Annotated in this window: 22 protein-coding genes; 12 read left to right on the top strand and 10 right to left on the bottom strand. The window is 60.3% G+C overall.

The features are described from left to right. Positions 1–83 precede the first annotated feature (83 nt). The 3 genes from AC1DUP_RS23490 to AC1DUP_RS23500 all read right to left on the bottom strand — a co-directional run bounded on the left by AC1DUP_RS23490 (position 84) and on the right by AC1DUP_RS23500 (position 1,122). Positions 84–371, bottom strand: coding sequence for a hypothetical protein (locus AC1DUP_RS23490; protein ID WP_113310927.1), 288 nt, complete (start codon positions 369–371; stop codon positions 84–86). A gap of 149 nt (positions 372–520) precedes the next feature. Continuing rightward, entirely contained in the window at positions 521–796 is a 276-nt protein-coding gene (locus tag AC1DUP_RS23495; RefSeq protein WP_162748591.1) for a BON domain-containing protein, read from the bottom strand. Continuing rightward, entirely contained in the window at positions 796–1,122 is a 327-nt protein-coding gene (locus AC1DUP_RS23500; protein ID WP_113297028.1) for a hypothetical protein, read from the bottom strand. The genes AC1DUP_RS23495 and AC1DUP_RS23500 overlap by 1 nt, the downstream gene beginning before the upstream one ends. 305 nt (positions 1,123–1,427) lie before the next feature. Here AC1DUP_RS23500 and AC1DUP_RS23505 point away from each other — a divergent pair, with 305 nt between their 5' ends. Together AC1DUP_RS23505 and AC1DUP_RS23510 are read left to right on the top strand one after the other, a co-directional pair. Then, on the top strand, positions 1,428–1,637 hold the full coding sequence (locus AC1DUP_RS23505) for a cold-shock protein (RefSeq protein WP_113297027.1): 210 nt from the start codon (positions 1,428–1,430) through the stop codon (positions 1,635–1,637). 122 nt (positions 1,638–1,759) lie between these two features. Beyond that, positions 1,760–1,930: a hypothetical protein gene (locus AC1DUP_RS23510; RefSeq protein ID WP_477834813.1), complete on the top strand. Its 171-nt coding sequence runs from the start codon at positions 1,760–1,762 to the stop codon at positions 1,928–1,930. Positions 1,931–2,391: 461 nt separating this feature from the next. Here AC1DUP_RS23510 and AC1DUP_RS23515 read toward each other — a convergent pair whose 3' ends face one another. Continuing rightward, positions 2,392–3,474 (bottom strand): MerR family transcriptional regulator, encoded by a 1,083-nt coding sequence (locus AC1DUP_RS23515; RefSeq protein WP_477834815.1) that lies wholly within the window; start codon positions 3,472–3,474, stop codon positions 2,392–2,394. A gap of 441 nt (positions 3,475–3,915) precedes the next feature. Here AC1DUP_RS23515 and AC1DUP_RS23520 point away from each other — a divergent pair, with 441 nt between their 5' ends. Continuing rightward, a complete protein-coding gene (locus tag AC1DUP_RS23520; RefSeq protein ID WP_477834817.1) occupies positions 3,916–4,347 on the top strand; it encodes a GNAT family N-acetyltransferase in 432 nt (143 codons plus the stop codon). A gap of 216 nt (positions 4,348–4,563) precedes the next feature. Here AC1DUP_RS23520 and AC1DUP_RS23525 read toward each other — a convergent pair whose 3' ends face one another. After that, positions 4,564–5,271 (bottom strand): hypothetical protein, encoded by a 708-nt coding sequence (locus tag AC1DUP_RS23525; RefSeq protein ID WP_162748590.1) that lies wholly within the window; start codon positions 5,269–5,271, stop codon positions 4,564–4,566. Between the two features lie 288 nt (positions 5,272–5,559). Between AC1DUP_RS23525 and AC1DUP_RS23530 the strand changes: the two genes are divergently transcribed. Then, on the top strand, positions 5,560–6,318 hold the full coding sequence (locus AC1DUP_RS23530; RefSeq protein ID WP_113297022.1) for an SDR family oxidoreductase: 759 nt from the start codon (positions 5,560–5,562) through the stop codon (positions 6,316–6,318). A 138-nt stretch (positions 6,319–6,456) separates the two neighbouring features. Then, positions 6,457–6,783: a hypothetical protein gene (locus AC1DUP_RS23535; RefSeq protein ID WP_113310920.1), complete on the top strand. Its 327-nt coding sequence runs from the start codon at positions 6,457–6,459 to the stop codon at positions 6,781–6,783. Here the strand turns inward: AC1DUP_RS23535 and AC1DUP_RS23540 are convergent. Then, positions 6,767–7,051 (bottom strand): hypothetical protein, encoded by a 285-nt coding sequence (locus tag AC1DUP_RS23540; RefSeq protein WP_477834820.1) that lies wholly within the window; start codon positions 7,049–7,051, stop codon positions 6,767–6,769. The two genes, AC1DUP_RS23535 and AC1DUP_RS23540, sit on opposite strands and share 17 nt — an antisense overlap. A 70-nt stretch (positions 7,052–7,121) precedes the next feature. On the opposite strand from AC1DUP_RS23540, the gene AC1DUP_RS23545 reads away from it, so the two are divergent. After that, positions 7,122–7,940: an arginase family protein gene (locus AC1DUP_RS23545; protein ID WP_477834822.1), complete on the top strand. Its 819-nt coding sequence runs from the start codon at positions 7,122–7,124 to the stop codon at positions 7,938–7,940. A 125-nt stretch (positions 7,941–8,065) separates the two neighbouring features. On the opposite strand, the gene AC1DUP_RS23550 is transcribed toward AC1DUP_RS23545, so the two are convergent. Further along, positions 8,066–8,398, bottom strand: a complete 333-nt coding sequence (locus tag AC1DUP_RS23550; protein WP_113297019.1) for an HNH endonuclease signature motif containing protein — start codon at positions 8,396–8,398, stop codon at positions 8,066–8,068. Positions 8,399–8,441: 43 nt separating this feature from the next. Further along, positions 8,442–8,645, bottom strand: coding sequence for a hypothetical protein (locus tag AC1DUP_RS23555; RefSeq protein WP_477834824.1), 204 nt, complete (start codon positions 8,643–8,645; stop codon positions 8,442–8,444). 231 nt (positions 8,646–8,876) lie between these two features. Here AC1DUP_RS23555 and AC1DUP_RS23560 point away from each other — a divergent pair, with 231 nt between their 5' ends. From AC1DUP_RS23560 to AC1DUP_RS23580, 5 genes are all read left to right on the top strand, one after another. Next, positions 8,877–9,320, top strand: a complete 444-nt coding sequence (locus tag AC1DUP_RS23560) for an SRPBCC family protein (RefSeq protein ID WP_477834826.1) — start codon at positions 8,877–8,879, stop codon at positions 9,318–9,320. A gap of 247 nt (positions 9,321–9,567) precedes the next feature. Next, a complete protein-coding gene (locus AC1DUP_RS23565; protein ID WP_477834828.1) occupies positions 9,568–10,242 on the top strand; it encodes a VIT1/CCC1 transporter family protein in 675 nt (224 codons plus the stop codon). 92 nt (positions 10,243–10,334) lie between these two features. Next, positions 10,335–10,772 carry a VOC family protein gene (locus AC1DUP_RS23570; RefSeq protein ID WP_113297017.1) on the top strand — a complete coding sequence of 146 codons (438 nt, stop codon included), beginning with the start codon at positions 10,335–10,337 and terminating at the stop codon, positions 10,770–10,772. Between the two features lie 255 nt (positions 10,773–11,027). Then, positions 11,028–11,549 (top strand): cytochrome P460 family protein, encoded by a 522-nt coding sequence (locus tag AC1DUP_RS23575; RefSeq protein WP_113510471.1) that lies wholly within the window; start codon positions 11,028–11,030, stop codon positions 11,547–11,549. A gap of 150 nt (positions 11,550–11,699) precedes the next feature. Then, on the top strand, positions 11,700–12,092 hold the full coding sequence (locus AC1DUP_RS23580; RefSeq protein ID WP_477834830.1) for a DUF4952 domain-containing protein: 393 nt from the start codon (positions 11,700–11,702) through the stop codon (positions 12,090–12,092). Positions 12,093–12,129: 37 nt separating this feature from the next. Here the strand turns inward: AC1DUP_RS23580 and AC1DUP_RS23585 are convergent, their stop codons facing one another. Both AC1DUP_RS23585 and AC1DUP_RS23590 read right to left on the bottom strand, forming a co-directional pair. Beyond that, positions 12,130–12,636 carry a hypothetical protein gene (locus tag AC1DUP_RS23585; protein ID WP_477834832.1) on the bottom strand — a complete coding sequence of 169 codons (507 nt, stop codon included), beginning with the start codon at positions 12,634–12,636 and terminating at the stop codon, positions 12,130–12,132. 31 nt (positions 12,637–12,667) lie between these two features. Further along, positions 12,668–12,853: a hypothetical protein gene (locus AC1DUP_RS23590; protein ID WP_477834834.1), complete on the bottom strand. Its 186-nt coding sequence runs from the start codon at positions 12,851–12,853 to the stop codon at positions 12,668–12,670. 299 nt (positions 12,854–13,152) lie between these two features. Here AC1DUP_RS23590 and AC1DUP_RS23595 point away from each other — a divergent pair, with 299 nt between their 5' ends. Beyond that, entirely contained in the window at positions 13,153–14,559 is a 1,407-nt protein-coding gene (locus tag AC1DUP_RS23595; RefSeq protein ID WP_113310909.1) for an adenylate/guanylate cyclase domain-containing protein, read from the top strand. Positions 14,560–14,783 lie beyond the last annotated feature (224 nt).

The raw sequence follows: 14,783 nt of genomic DNA on the forward strand, positions 1-14,783 counted from the left end.
CATAATTCCGGAAGATTTCGGTGGGCGCCCTCGCCGAAGCAACCGCCGTTGCGCTCCGCGCTGACGGCCCGGCGGCGCCAATGTCAGCAGGAACCCGTACGGGCAGATGCCGTGGCGCCGGGAGATCTGGATTGCAGGCGGGAGAGCAGGCGCAGCGCTGCGGAGACGGCGAACCTGGCGGACGCCGGATCGGCGGCGGAGATCTGTTGGCGGCAGGTCTTCAGCCGTCCCGAAACCTCGCCGATTTCGGCATGCAGCGAAGTATTGCCGGCAGCCGCCGCGTCGGATGAGGCCGTGTCAAGATGGACGACCAGCAGCTCGATGACGGCGAGGCGTTCTTCCTGCGGCATGGATTCGAATTCTATCGGCATGTCACAACCTTATGGAGGGCCTTCTCCAGAGGCGCTATCCAGAGAAAAGATGTGCGAGCCGGCGACGAACACTCACCCCGTGACATCGCCGATATCAGGCAATTACGGTTGCGACCCTGCGGGGGCAGTCCAGGCAAGGCCAAGTCAGGTCAGAGCGAACAGGACAGCTCGTTGAGAACGTGCCTCACGCCGTCGACGCCCCGCGCCACATCGGCCGCCCGGTCGATCTCAGCGTAGAGCGGCACCCATCCTGCGAGGGTGACGTCACCATCCTGCGCGGATACGAAAATATAGGTCGCGTCTATACCGCCTGCGCGGTGAAGGGATGCCGACACCTCGGATTCCAGATCGGCCGCATTGGCCGGTCTCGAATGCACGAGATGCAGATGCCGTTCCCGCACGGGCGTATCTGTTCTCTTGCGCATCATACTGCCGTCGCGATGCCTGCCTGCGGCAGGCCCTGAATGGCAAAGCGGCCCTTCACATAGGGATCGGCCGCGCCGGAATAATCGCCGGCGTTCTGAAGCGCTGCCATGAGGATCGTTTCATGGCGGATGCCGCTTTTCAACAGCGAAAGGATCTGTGCTGCAGCGTGCACGAACAGCTTCGGTTCGACTGCCTGGTCATATCCGGCTCGATCGAGCACGCGGGTCAGCAGGTTCATATCGTCGCTATCAAGGACGATTTCGCTCGGTGAAGACACCAAGACTGGGGACGCCAAGACTGGATGCGGCGGGATCGCGGAAGACATTCAGTCCTCCTTTCGGTCGGGGCCAGGGTGTGAACGCCCTTAACCAACAGCGCCCGTGAAAATGCTGCTGACAGGGCCAAGATGCGCCCTTTTTACTGCTGCTACAATAGTCGACAAAATTAATAAAAATAAAATATACCTTGTTCTGAACACAAACACTCCCTATGTTCAGGCTATCGAATTTGCTTCGTCAGCTTCGTTTCTGCGTAAGATGCGCATTGGCTAATCTTTCCTCTCAAGCTCGACCATTTATCACCTGCACGTCGCGGGGATGGTAATTCTTTTGCGATTGAAAGGAAATCGTTATGAATACTGGTATTGTAAAGTTCTTTAACTCGGCCAAGGGCTTTGGTTTCATCTCGCCGACAGACGGCTCGCCGGATGTGTTCGTTCACATTTCGGCTATCGAGCAGTCCGGCATGTCCGACCTGCGCGAAGGCCAGTCGGTGACGTTCGAACTGGTGCGCGACGCCCGGAGCGGCAAGAACGCAGCGCAGAACCTCGCTTCTGCATAACAATCGGCTCGCACCCCCGCTTTGACCACGGATGTACTGGCACTGCGGACATGCGAACCCTGGAAAGGTCGGGCCAGTCCCGGCCTTTTTGTTTTCAAGCCGGCTTGTTCAGGAGAAAAACAATGACGAAAACAGATGCTACGATGCTTCTCAGACGTGCCATGCGCCAGGTGGCAAACACCAGCGGCGGCGGACACTTGGGCGGCACCAATTTCGGTCAGGCGCTTGACGCAAAGACATCTTCCGCCAGCGGCAAGAGCGACAAGGCTCGCAGGCCGCCACGCGGCAAATAACAGCTTGGCGGGTGAAAACCCGTCCAGTCGAAGGCGCTCAATCATACGAGGTGATTGGGCGCTTTTTTTATGGGTGTTTTTTGGACGAGGTCATCCCGTCTCTCACCCTTGCCACGGCGCCAATGTCACGGGCTCGCTCGTCACCGGCCTGCTCAGCACGAAAGGGTGGGACGGGTCAGGGCCTTCATCAATGGCTGCCTCCGTCGTGCCTGCATCGGAGCGGTGGCGGATGCAGAGCGGGTGCAAATCGAGGAGCAGGCGTGAGGCCGCAGTCGGAAGCGTATGTCGACTGTCGTTCGTAAATAAAGAACCCGCCCCAAACGCCTCCCCACAAGGGGGAGGAACTTAATTTGACGCGCCCGTATTCCGTATCTTCGACGCTTGGGGGAGGAGTTGAGGCGTTGCCCGAGGTTAGTCCCTCGCCGTTGCGGGAAGGGGTTTTCAGGCGAGAGCGGCACCCGTCACATCATCGGTCGAATGAAGATGCCGCCGAATTTTCCGTCTGCAGCCAGCGCGAAACTCCATTCCAGATGGCCGTTGTCGAAGCTCACGTCGTAGACATCCCAGCCTTCCGCGGTGACGCCCTTGAAGGATATGTCCTTGAGCGACCCCATGCGATCGAGATCGGCCTTGATCATCGCAGCTTGTTCGCGTGCGAGGGCGGCGAGCGGCGGGCTCATCCGCTCATAGTCGGGTTCGCCGCGCTGGTGCTGTTCGATGACCTGCTCCAGCAGCGCCTTGCTGTTTTCCACCGGCTGCTTGTCGCGGATGCGCGCTGCAATCGCCTCTTCCAGATCGGTCGCGGCGCGTTCATCGATGCGGGATGCTGCCTGTTCATAGCCGTTCTGGTGCAGCACGAGGCCGGTGACAGTGTCGCTTTCGTTGCGGGTAAAGGTGATCTGCGCCTGCACCGCCCTGTAGAAGAAGCGGTCGACATCTTCAGCGAAGATCTCGAGTTCCGGCTGGCCGGTCAGCCGCGTGAAGATCCGCCCGTCGCGCAGGCTTACCGCATAGGCCGACGAACCCAGATGGTAGTGTCCGGCATAGTCGGCGTAGAGCGCCGGGTCGATCTTCTGTTCGGTGCGCGGCCGTGCCTGCTCGTAGCGGCGCCAGGCGATGGCATCGGCTGAGGTATCGGTCATGTTGGTATCCTTTGCGAGCTTCAGCAGTTCATCGATCGACAGAATGTCGCCTGCGGCCATCTTTGCCCGCAGTGCGTCGACGATGGCGAGGCTGCGCTGCGTGCGGGTCAACTGGTCCTGCAAGGCGAGGTTCTGCATGGCGAGCACGTGGTCGAGATCGGTCGCGTGGCCGGCGAGCAGCCGGGCGATGTCCTGCAGGCTGAGCCCCAGCCGCTTCAGCGCCAGGATCTCGTTCAGCCGCGCAATTTCCCTGGCGCCATAGAGCCGCCAGTTCTTTCCCGTGCGCGGCGGCCGGATGAGGCCGGTCTGCTCGTAGAGTCTCAGCGCACGCACCGTCATGCCGATGCGCGCGGCGCATTGCGCCGCCGTCAGCAAGTTCTGTTTTCCTGTTTCGGCGTCCATCAGGCCTCCCGCGATGTCTCGGAACCCTTCTAAGCTATGACGCTGGGTTCGGCTCAAGAGGTTTTTCGCGGGTTTTTTCGGTTTCGGCTTGATGTCTGCCAGAGGGTACTGGGATGCCGCTGGAAGCGGGTCAACAGCATCGGTCCGAAAATCTTCGGAAAAACCTGAATGCACAGTCTCAAGACGCGCGGCGCTCTGGCGCGTCGGAAATTGAAGCGGACAATATCGCGGGCGCCAGCGGCCAGGTTTCCTTCGGAGAGGTTGCCGGAAGTGTTGCGGGCCGGGCAAGGCTCAGGTGATCGTGACGAGAAAATATCGGTTCACGGGTCGCTGACCGATGTTGGCCAGAGGAGTCTGTTGTAGGACAGGGTGGGATAAGTACGCTACGGCAAATCCATGCGTAAATGAGGTTGCGATCAAAATGGCTGAGGCAAGCGGGCGATGAAAATGCAGCTGCTGCAGGTGCAGGACAAAAACCAGTGGCAGGTGTATCACGCAATCAGACGTCACGTTCTCTTCGAACTGCGTGGCCAGGCTGACTATGATGAGGGTCACCCGGACGAGCATCGGGAAAATCATCTTCCTCTGCTGTTCATCTACGACGATGTCCCCGTTGGCACTGTCAGGCTGGATATCGGGCTCGTGGGTGCCGACCCCGGAACCGTGCGCCTCGTCGCAATCATTCCACAGTATCAGCGGCAGGGAATTGGCAGAGCCATGATGCACGCGCTTGAACGTCTCGCCGCCGACAAAGGCATCACGCGGTTGGAAGTTCACGCCGCACCGGATGCGGTGGCCTTCTACGAAAAGCTTGGTTGGCTGCTCGTCGATGCGGACAGAGCCGTTCCGCTCCTTACGAAGCAGATTTCCTGAAGCGACATCTGCGCCGGAGCCGACCTTCGCAAAGCAAGGCGAAAGAGATTCGAGTCGTGTATCGGTGGCACCACCCGAATGGACGCACGGCGCTCTGGCGCGCGTCGGCGCGGCGAACGGGAATTGCAAGGGGAAAGAGATTATCCTGCCCATGGGAAAACCCACGACAGGTGCAATCGATCCGCCGGGTATGCAGCCCGGCGGATCGAGTGGCCGTTAATTCCCTGTCGAGGTCGGGGCGGAGTAGGACAGGGATTCACGGATCTGGTCGATTTTGCCGTCGGCCTCTCCGACGCCGAGGATGGTCTTGGCTTCATCGAAGGCTGCCGGGCTGACCTCGCCGCTCCGCGTTGCTGCGGCCAGCGCATCCTCCAATGCCGCGTCGCCGAGTACCGGATCGTCGATTGCGGGCTCGATACCGTTATCGAGTTCAAACCGGGCATAGGCCATGGCGTAGGCGGCGATCGCGGTCATCCGCGGATCGGACGTGTGCATATAGGCCTTATAGCTGCGGTTGAGGGAGTTCAGGCCCGCAAGCTGCGAGGCCGGGTTCCTTTGCCTGATATCGGCTGCGGCGTTTTTCGCGGACAGCGATTTCACCTTCGCCTCGCCGGATTTGCCCTTCGCTCTGCTTCCTGACTTCGAACCGTCGCGCGATGATTTGCCAGTCTGGGAACTGCCAGGCTGGGAACTTCCGCTCTGGTGGCCGCGATTTTCGTGACTGCCGCTTTGTCCGCCGCCGTTACCGCCACCATTGCTGCTGCCGCTACCGCCGCCGTTGCCTCCGCCATTACCGCCGCCGTTGCCGCCACCGTTTCCACCGCCCTTTGCCATGGCGGCGATATCGAAGCCGGTGGTCGTCAGCGGGCTGGAAGCCATGATCATCGAAAGTGCAGCTATGGACGCAAAAGTTGCGATACGCATCCGTCTCTCCTTCGCAGGGCAGGTTTCACAGAAACTCATGGGATCGCCGACCCGGGAAGGCGACCATCAGGATGGTGACGATGTTAGGTGCGAATTGCGGAGCGTGCATCGGACCGAGGTCCGGTATCCGCCGGACCATGGTCCTAGAGAACGACAGATGGTTAACAGGTTTCGCCGCCGGGCCGTTCGTCGGGTGCCGCCGGCCGGCGGGTGCCGATCCGGAATCGGGTGGCTGCCGGTTCCCTTATTTCCTACCCCTCCATGACCATCAAAACAGGAGGTTTGGACATGGAACTCAACGACAAGGTCATCATCATCTCGGGCGCAAGCAGCGGCATCGGAGCGGCCGCTGCCCGGCTGTTTGCGGGGAGGGGCGCAAAGCTCGTGCTCGGCGCACGGCGGGCGCAGAACCTCGCGGAGCTCGTTTCCGAGATCATCGAAATGGGCGGCATGGCCGTGTCACTGGTCGGTGATGTGCGCGACGAGACCTACGCGCAGGCGCTGGTCGACCGGACGCTCGATGCCTTCGGCAGGCTCGACGGCGCTTTCAACAATGCCGGCATCGTCGGCGAAATGGGCGCGTTTTCGGAGATGAGTGCGACAAACTGGGACGCCGTGATTTCCACCAACCTGACGAGCGCCTTCTGGGCACTCAAGGCGCAGCTACCCGTGATGAAAGCGCAGCGCAGCGGTTCGATCGTGTTCACCTCGTCCTTCGTTGGCTACAGCAATGGCGGCTTGCCGGGGATGGGGGCTTATGCGGCGTCGAAGGCGGGCCTGATCGGCCTCGTGCAATCAGTCGCCGCCGATTACGCGGCCGATGGTATCAGGATCAACAGCCTGCTGCCGGGCGGTACAATCACACCCGCCGGCGGCGAGAATAACCCCGAATTCCTCGACTATATCTCCGGCCTGCATCCGATGAAGCGGATGGCCGCCGCCAAGGAGATCGCGCAGGCAGCGCTCTTCCTGCTGTCGGACCAATCAAGCTTCATGACCGGCAGCCCGATGATCGTCGACGGCGGCATGTCGGTTCGGCTGCTTTAGCAGACGTGGCCTCGGGCGGTGTTGCACCGCCCGAGGCGGGGAATTTCGCTGGTGTCCCAGGGGGTCACCAGCGCTTCACGCCGCGCTCGATTCCTGACATATTTCCAGAGAGACAGCCAACGTCGTGGATATTGCCTCATGAACTCGCAAACACCTGAAAAAAGCAAGATGCGCGCACCGACCGGGTCCGTTACAGGGCTTTGCTCTGCGTCCGCCACCATGTTTGCAGTAGGAATGGCCTTTCTGAGTTACTGGGGGGTGTATGATCAGGGGCGCTGGAATCCAATCGATTATCTTGTGATGATTGTCGCTATCATCGGGTTTGCGGCACTTGGTTGCGTGCCCTGGATTGTGACCACACCTGTCGCCGAGGACGAGGCAGACAAAGTCGCCGTCGCCAGGCGAGCGATGGCATTGGGGACGGCGTTAATCTGGACGGCCGTCTGTCTTACCGTATTTTCCTGAGTTGCCCTGCGTGACCCAATACGACCGCAATGGATCCATTTGAAGCGATAGGGCTTGCTGAACTGTCGATGCCTCGCTGGACTACATCGGCATGTGTGGTCAGTCGGAACTTGATCTGCGGCAGGAAGGTCGTCTCGGTGACGAATTCGGTGGACATGGTCGTCAGGGCCTGCAAATCGCGCGCCTCCGGTTGCGTTCGATCGGATGCTAAGAAATCGCGAAACCCGGTAGCAAATTCCACCAACCCACAAAGGCTGCGTTGCGCCAAAAGAAGGCCTCCTCGCTTTGCGCCAGAGAACCAGCTAGAAGACCACGAGATATGTTCGGAGGTGTTGGCTTTGGCAAAACTGACTGAATATACTGTGTTTCAAGGGCGGGCAGGCGATCACAACGATCTGGCAATACCCGGCGCGTGGGCGATAGGCGAAGAGCTGGCGCGTCGCTCCGGCGTTTCCCCTGATGTCATCGGAAGACCGGAGCCTGCGTCGAACATGGGTTGGCGCGAAGAGCTGGACGCAGCCCTGCCTACGCTCAAGGAAATGCAATTGCGGTTGGACGATGTTTTTGCCCGCGGCGGTATTTCCATCGCCGCCACGAGTCGATGTGCGGTCTCGCTCGCAACACTTCCAGCCGTGGCAAGGCATTATCCTTCCGCGTGCATAATTTGGTTCGATTCCCACGGCGATCTGAACCCACCGGAAGCCAGTATTTCAGGCTATCTCGGTGGCCTGGCACTTGCAGGCCCCGCCGGCCTCTGGGATTCAGGTCTGGGAGCCGGTTTGCGTTTGGATCAGATCGTTTTGGTGGGCCAGCGTGACCTTGATCCCTATGAGCTGAACTTGATCACGCAACACCGCATTCCGCACATCAAGCCCGAAGACGACCTGGCGAATGAGCTCAGGAAAGCAATCGCCGGTCGTCCCGTCTACGTCCATCTTGATTGCGACGTGTTGGAACCGGGCATCGTGCCAACTGACTACAGATGTGAAGGCGGCCTATCGCTCGATGATCTTCAGTCCTGCTGCGAAGTCATTGCAGAACATGAATTTGTAGGCATCGAAATCGCCGAGTTTCAAAACGCATGGGAGAGTGACGGCCCGCCCGTCTCCCCGAATGCACTGCTCGACGCATTGCGCCCTCTTCTGGCACAGCGCTAGTCCTGGGGAACAACGTCCGCAATGGGCCGATAGCCGCCGTGCGACAGGCATCGGCCACATAATCCCGGAAAATCACACAGTAGCGCTTTCCGCGCTGTCGATGATCAGTGGCAATACCATTCCCCTCACTCCCGCCGACGGTTGCTGCGCCGCGTGCCGTCATAAAAGCCCGGCGGCTTCTTCCTCACCCAGGCGACGAAGGTCTGGATGGTGGGATGGGCGAGCAGGGCCTCGACCGTCGGATAGGACTGTTCCAGCTCCGCCTCGCTGAACTGCGCATGGATCTGGCGGTGGCAGATGCGGTGCAGGATCTGCGTTTCGCGTCCGCCGCGGCTCTTGGGCACGAGATGATGCTCGTCCCGCTGCTCGGCCGGCACGATGCGGCCGCAGAGCGGGCAGATATCGGGCGGCGGTGCCTGATACCAGGAGATGACGTCTTGGTTTCTCTTTCGCGCCATCAGGCAAGATTAGCCGCAAGCCGGACCGGCAGGCAACCGGCCATTACCAGCCGTCGCCATGCTCGATCGCCTCGATGAACGCCTCGAAAGAGCGGCCGAGAACGCGGACTTCATTCAGCCAGTCTCCGGCAAAGACGAAGGGAATGGAAATATAGTCGCCTCTGACGAAGCCATAGGCCGTCGGCCCGCCATTCGAGCCGATCAGCAGCTGGTCGTCGCATCCTCTCTCGCTGACAGTCCCGCGCAAGAGATAGGACGGGTTGGAGACAGGGCAATGACGTAGCGGGAGGTTGGAGGGTGAGGAGTGGCGGGAAGGCGCTCCCGGTCGTTCACGACCTTGGTCATCGTCGTGATTTTCGAAAGGTTGGTTATGATCCCCGACAGGGCGGGAGCAAAAAAATTAATCGCAGTGTCGGATCGGCGAGACGCAGTTCGTCCTGGAGGCATTGCCAAAGTTCAATCCTAAGGGAGAATCATCATGCCGAGCACAATCAAACTTCACCGCGTCCTGGCGACCACCCCGGACAAGGTCTATCGCGCCTTCCTGGAAGCCGATGCCGTGGCCAAGTGGCTTCCGCCGAACGGCTTTACCTGCACGGTCCACCATCTCGAACCGATCGTGGGCGGAACACACAGGATGTCTTTCCGCAACTTCACGACCGGCCACAGCCATTCCTTCGGCGGGGAGTATGTGGAACTCGTTTCCGGCCAGAAAATTCGCTACACCGACAGATTCGACGACGCCAATCTGCCCGGCGAAATGGAAGTGACGGTGACACTGACGAAGGTCTCGGTCGGGACCGAAATCAATGTGGTGCAGGCCGGCATCCCCGATCTGATCCCGCCGGAGGCCTGCTATCTCGGCTGGCAGGAATCGCTGCGCAATCTCGCCCGTCTCGTCGAGCCCGATATCCAGCAATAAGCATCCAAGCCAGGGAAAGGCCGGGTCTGGAATCTGTTTCAGGCCCGGCCTTTTCTTTGTTATCCCCTTCCAATCGGATCGGCGACAAGCGCTCATTGTCTGGGTCTTGATTCAAAGCAATGAAGAGATCCGCCACTTCGATCATAGTTCTCCGGTTGCGACCTGGCCCGTGCCGAAGCGCTATCCGATGCGACCGGAGGGCTGCCGGAACAGCAGACGATGATCTCTATGGTGCGGGAACCGTTCGATGAAACCGAAGGGGATCTTTTCTATCTTCGAAAATCTCGATCCCGGCGATGCGCTCGGCGAGGTGCTTTTCGGGCTGATCATGGCGCTGACCTGGACCATCGGTTCAAGGCTTGTCCTGCGCGAGGAAGGACTTGTCGTGCGCGACCTGGTGGTTGCGACAATCGGATGCAACGTTGCCTGGGGAATTATCGACGCCGTATTGTTCACGCTCGGTACGACATTTTTCAGGAGCAGACGTCTGCGCCTGTTTCGGCAGGTCAGGGCGGCCAGGGACGAGGGCGCCGCACTCGCAGTACTCGCGAAAGAATTTCCAGTCGAAGGGACGCCTCTCTCCGCAAAGCCCTCCGACGCAGAGGCGCTTTACCGGTCGCTGCTTGCGCTCACGGGTCGCGCCGAGCCGGTGAAGGTGCCCTTGACGAAAGACGATCTCTCCGCCGCAATTGCCATCTTTCTGCTGGTCTCGGCCACCGCCCTTCCTGCCGTCATCCCTTTCTTTCTGATCGACGATGCCCACCGTGCCTTGAGAGCGAGCAACCTGTTTCTGATCGTATTGCTGTTTGTGACGGGCTATGCATGGGCACGTTTTTCAGGTGGCCGCCCGTTCTATGCAGGAATCACGATGACCTGCCTCGGATTGTTTCTGGTTGCAATCGCGGTCGCTCTGGGCGGCTGAGCGCCACCTGAAAAAACCGCAGGGCAATGTCGGTTTTCGGGAGCTTCATCCGTCATTTCCTTGATTGAAACAACATCCTGGAGATTGGAAACATGGCGCTCAAGCGAATGGACAATGTAGGAATCGTCGTCGAAGACCTCGGCGTGGCGATTGATTTCTTTGCCGAACTCGGCCTCACGCTCGAAGGGCGGGCGACGATCGAAGGAGAATGGGCCGGGCGTGTCACCGGGCTCGGCAATCAGCATGTCGAGATTGCCATGATGCGCACACCTGATGGCCATAGCCGGCTCGAACTCTCCCGCTTCCTCGCGCCCCGTGTCATCGCGGATCACCGGAATGCCCCGGTCAACGCGCTCGGCTACCTCCGCGTCATGTTCACCGTTGATGACATCGACGACACGCTTGAAAGGCTGCGCGCGCGCGGCGCCGAACTCGTCGGCGAAGTCGTCCGGTATGAGGACGCGTATCGGCTCTGCTACATCCGTGGGCCTGAAGGGCTTCTCATCGGACTCGCCCAGGAACTCGGCTGAGGGCAAGACGAAGACACATGGCGAAGAGGGGGCAATGAGCGAGCGCGTCCATAGCCGGCAAGGGGCCCTTGGCGGATATCCGTCGCTGCGGCATTGGCCATTCCCATTCGATGGCCTGCCGGCTGCCAACAGCTTTTCATCGCCAACACGATAAGCGCATTCGCTCATCCGTGATCTCCTAGATCAAAGTATGATTTCGCCTGCCGGAATATCTGCCAGGATCGCTTCGTCGCTTGATGGCAGGAGAGTATTTCGATGAAGCAGATTATCGTGGTGTCGTTGGCGGTTGGTCTGGTGACCGGTCTGATCGGTTACAATGCCACCGCAGCCGGAGAGGCCGATGCCGCGCGCATGCCGGCCCTGGCTGAAATGCCTGGCGGTTACCGCGACTGGCCTGTTATCGCCGTGGCACATGAAGAGGGCAAGCTCAACGATATCAGAGCCATCCTCGGCAACGATGTCGCGATGAAAGCCTTTCGGGCAGGGGCCGGGACCTACCCTGACGGTACCATCATTGCGCGCCTGGCCTGGGATTATCACCCGCTGGAAGAAAGCAGGCAAGCCTTTGGCGCTCCCCAATCCTTCGTCGCCGGATCGCCCAAGAACGGCGTGCAGTTCATGATCAAGGACGCCAAAAAATATGCGTCGACCGGCGGCTGGGGATATGTCGAATTCGACAATGGCAAGCCCTCCGCCACGGCAATGCCCGAGGCCTGTTTTGCCTGTCATTCGATCGTCAAGGACCGCGACTTCGTGTTCAGCCGGTACGCACCCTGACCGGCTTATCTGTCCCGAAATCGATTATCGGCTATAAAGGCCCATGCCATCTATAACGGCGTCCGGGCGGCGCAGTCGAGGTTGGATATGAAGCTCGCCGCTTGTCTTTTTGCCATATGCTCTTTGGGTAGCGCCGTCGCGACGCCGCTTATGGCGGCATCCGCCCGCATCCAGGAAGCCAAGGTGACGGCGCGGGATTGCGGCGATTTCCTGGCGCAGATGCAGAAGAAGCCCACTCATGTGACATATGTCGGGTGCAGCTATGCGCCGGATCGGCAGGGCAAACCGCTTCAGGCGACATACCGCCTGTCCGGCCGGTACGCGGCTGCCACCGAAGCCTATCTCGCCAGGACCGTGGGTTTGAACCGCCTCAAGCGCTCCTGTTGCATATGGGATTCGCCCGCCAGCCAGTTCCGCGATTCAATCGGCCGCGACTTTCAGATCTCCATGGGCTCGGAGGAAACCTTTGTTTCCAGCCGCGGCGAGTGGCACCGGATCGGCGTGTTCGCGATCACGGTGGAGACGTTTACCGAGGAGATCTGACGAGCAGCCTCAATCTGATAACCGACGCACCGGACCATCATTCGATCTGCATATCCAGTTGCTGCGCAACGGTTTCGTAGTGGCGGGACGAGGCTGCATTCCCCTGTTTGGCATATAGCGCGGCGACTTCCCGGGCTGCCTTTGCGGCTGCGCGGAAAGCGTCGAGCCTGACCTGCGGTTCCAGTTCCGCATCGCCGCCGATATCGCCATTCTTGAACTGGCCGACACGATAGCCTTCGTCGTCGATCACGCCGATGACGGGCATTCCGGCCTGCATGTCCCCATAAAAAGCGGGTCCGACGCGATCGCCGTCGCGGCGTCGCAGCATTCCAGGTCCGGACGCCTTGTTATCAGGACACGCGCCGGTCCAGTATGTTGGACCTGTCGTCAGGGACACGGGAGACACGAATTCGCAATGGCTGGCCGGATCCTTGGACCATGTCACGCCGCCCGTCGGCTCCTGCGCCTGCAGAGAAGGCGCGCACCACAGGGATACGACGACCGCGAGGGTAGATGCGATCTTGAGTGACTTTCGCTGCTGCAATTTTGTTATCCTCTTTTCCTGTCCGGCATAATCAAGTCGGGAGTGGCTGCTGCCGCTGAGCGAGTGTCGTCTTGAGCCCTTCCGACGATTCCTGCGACTGTGCCAGAGTCTCGGCGGCGCGTTCTGCCTGCCATAGACCGAGGCCGAAGAGGAGCGCCGGAACGAGGACCAGCCAGATCGCAAGGCTTACAGCCTGTGGAAGCTTGAGTTTCCGCATCATCCCTCCCGGATCGGGTGACCAATAAGCCGGCCAATAAAGTGCCCCCTGATATTGCCGTATCAATTGTACGGCGAGTGACTGATATCAACTCCACCTTGAAAAAAATCGGCATAATTGTTGCCGGTCAGGCACGCGCTCCCGATCGGCAAAGGATCAGTTCAGCACGCTCCGAAGCGACCGATCCGGCGCCGCGCCGCATCCAGGCGTTCCGATTTCTATCATGAGATTCCGTGATATAATTCCGCCCTGCCGGCGGCGTTATCATCCGTGGCGTTCCGTGCACGGAGACCTGTCTGATGAGCGAAGTGGACGTGCTTTTTACAGCCCTGCGACAGGCGGCCGACCCGCAGGCGGTCGAGTGCATCGAAAATGCGGTCAGGCGTGGTTCGGATCGCGAACTCAACCGCATCAACGCGCTGGCTTTCGCCGAAGCCCATCATCTCGACGAGGAGAAGGTCATCGCAGCGTTTCTGCACGCGGCTCGCATCGGTGCCTTCGAGATGACCTGGAATGTGCTCTGCCCGGGATGCGGCGGCGTGCTCGACACCGGCGCCAGCCTGAAAGCAGTCGACCGGGAGGCCTATCATTGCGCGCTGTGTGCGGCCGGATACGAGCCGACGCTCGACGAGATGGTCGAGGTCACCTTCACGGTCAGCCCGCGCGTGCGCAGGATTGCCGGCCACGATCCCGACCGGCTGTCCTCGCTCGAATATTACCGGCAGGTCTTCTTCAGCTCCGGCGTCGATCTGCCCGATGATCTCGAGGCGCGGTTTTCGCGCATTCAGCTTGAAATGATCGAGCTGGATCCCGGCGAGAAGGCTTTCGTCTCGCTGCAATTGCCGGCGCAATTCGTCATCATCTTCGATGCGGTGACGCATTCGGCGCAGTTCATCGATGTGCAGGGCGAGCCGACCGAGGAGCGCCAGACCCTGTCAATGGTCCTCAGCCAGGGCCATGCACCGAACGAAACGCTGACCCTTCGCCCCGGCCTGCTGCGGCTGACGCTGGAAAACCATACCGATCGCCGCGTGCTGCCGAATGTCTGCATCGCCGGCGACGAGCTGCACGATATCCTCGGCCACAGGAGACCGTTCCTGACGGCCAAGCGGCTGCTGACGAACCAGAGCTTCCGCGACATCTACCGGACCGACACGCTCGACGTCGACCAGCGCCTGAAGATCACCAGCCTGACCTTCCTCTTCACTGATCTCAGGGGCTCGACCGCTCTTTACGAGCGCGTCGGAGATCTCGCTGCTTTCGATCTGGTGCGCACGCATTTCCGGGTCCTGCACGAGATCGTCGCCACCGAGGCCGGGGCGGTGGTCAAGACCATCGGCGATGCCGTGATGGCGACCTTCCCGAGCCCGGACCGGGCGGTGTCGGCGGCTCTCCGGATGCGTGAAGCGATGCTGCGGCTGAACGCCGAGCGCGGCAGCGAGGATCTCCTCCTCAAGATCGGCATTCATGAGGGGCCATGCCTTGCCGTCAGCATGAACGACCGGCAGGACTATTTCGGCCAGACCGTCAATATCGCCTCCCGCGTCCAGGGCCTTGCCGAACCGCAGGTGATCCTGACGACGGAGGCCGTTGTCGGCAACGAGCAGGTTTCGGAAATATTGCGGGACAGCGGCATCACCTCGGTGTCGCGGATGGAGGAGCTTCAGGGGATCGCGCGTGAGGTGAGGATATTTGCGCTGTCGTGAGGGGCGGGTGCTCGTTGATGTCGTGTGAGTTTGGGTGGTTTTCGCTGGCGGGGGCGGGCGTTGGATGCCTATCACTTGATGATGGGGTTGTCTAATCGCAACTGGGGCGTCAATAGCAATCTTTTGTAAGCAGCGCTGCCGGGTGCATGGTTGTCTTCGCGGTCGACATCGGTCGCCGCATGATGGAGCTTCGCAGCACGAGCCTTCAATGTGGTTGACGCATT

Source organism: Rhizobium sp. 01L419 (genome assembly GCF_056400025.1).

Excerpts from the sequence above, each read along its gene's own strand:
- AC1DUP_RS23490 (WP_113310927.1), bottom strand. The coding sequence starts at position 371 with ATGCCGATAGAATTCGAATCCATGCCGCAGGAAGAACGCCTCGCCGTC.
- AC1DUP_RS23495 (WP_162748591.1), bottom strand. The coding sequence starts at position 796 with ATGCGCAAGAGAACAGATACGCCCGTGCGGGAACGGCATCTGCATCTC.
- AC1DUP_RS23500 (WP_113297028.1), bottom strand. The coding sequence starts at position 1,122 with ATGTCTTCCGCGATCCCGCCGCATCCAGTCTTGGCGTCCCCAGTCTTG.
- AC1DUP_RS23505 (WP_113297027.1), top strand. The coding sequence starts at position 1,428 with ATGAATACTGGTATTGTAAAGTTCTTTAACTCGGCCAAGGGCTTTGGT.
- AC1DUP_RS23510 (WP_477834813.1), top strand. The coding sequence starts at position 1,760 with ATGACGAAAACAGATGCTACGATGCTTCTCAGACGTGCCATGCGCCAG.
- AC1DUP_RS23515 (WP_477834815.1), bottom strand. The coding sequence starts at position 3,474 with ATGGACGCCGAAACAGGAAAACAGAACTTGCTGACGGCGGCGCAATGC.
- AC1DUP_RS23520 (WP_477834817.1), top strand. The coding sequence starts at position 3,916 with ATGAAAATGCAGCTGCTGCAGGTGCAGGACAAAAACCAGTGGCAGGTG.
- AC1DUP_RS23525 (WP_162748590.1), bottom strand. The coding sequence starts at position 5,271 with ATGCGTATCGCAACTTTTGCGTCCATAGCTGCACTTTCGATGATCATG.
- AC1DUP_RS23530 (WP_113297022.1), top strand. The coding sequence starts at position 5,560 with ATGGAACTCAACGACAAGGTCATCATCATCTCGGGCGCAAGCAGCGGC.
- AC1DUP_RS23535 (WP_113310920.1), top strand. The coding sequence starts at position 6,457 with ATGAACTCGCAAACACCTGAAAAAAGCAAGATGCGCGCACCGACCGGG.
- AC1DUP_RS23550 (WP_113297019.1), bottom strand. The coding sequence starts at position 8,398 with ATGGCGCGAAAGAGAAACCAAGACGTCATCTCCTGGTATCAGGCACCG.
- AC1DUP_RS23560 (WP_477834826.1), top strand. The coding sequence starts at position 8,877 with ATGCCGAGCACAATCAAACTTCACCGCGTCCTGGCGACCACCCCGGAC.
- AC1DUP_RS23565 (WP_477834828.1), top strand. The coding sequence starts at position 9,568 with ATGAAACCGAAGGGGATCTTTTCTATCTTCGAAAATCTCGATCCCGGC.
- AC1DUP_RS23570 (WP_113297017.1), top strand. The coding sequence starts at position 10,335 with ATGGCGCTCAAGCGAATGGACAATGTAGGAATCGTCGTCGAAGACCTC.
- AC1DUP_RS23575 (WP_113510471.1), top strand. The coding sequence starts at position 11,028 with ATGAAGCAGATTATCGTGGTGTCGTTGGCGGTTGGTCTGGTGACCGGT.
- AC1DUP_RS23580 (WP_477834830.1), top strand. The coding sequence starts at position 11,700 with ATGGCGGCATCCGCCCGCATCCAGGAAGCCAAGGTGACGGCGCGGGAT.
- AC1DUP_RS23590 (WP_477834834.1), bottom strand. The coding sequence starts at position 12,853 with ATGCGGAAACTCAAGCTTCCACAGGCTGTAAGCCTTGCGATCTGGCTG.
- AC1DUP_RS23595 (WP_113310909.1), top strand. The coding sequence starts at position 13,153 with ATGAGCGAAGTGGACGTGCTTTTTACAGCCCTGCGACAGGCGGCCGAC.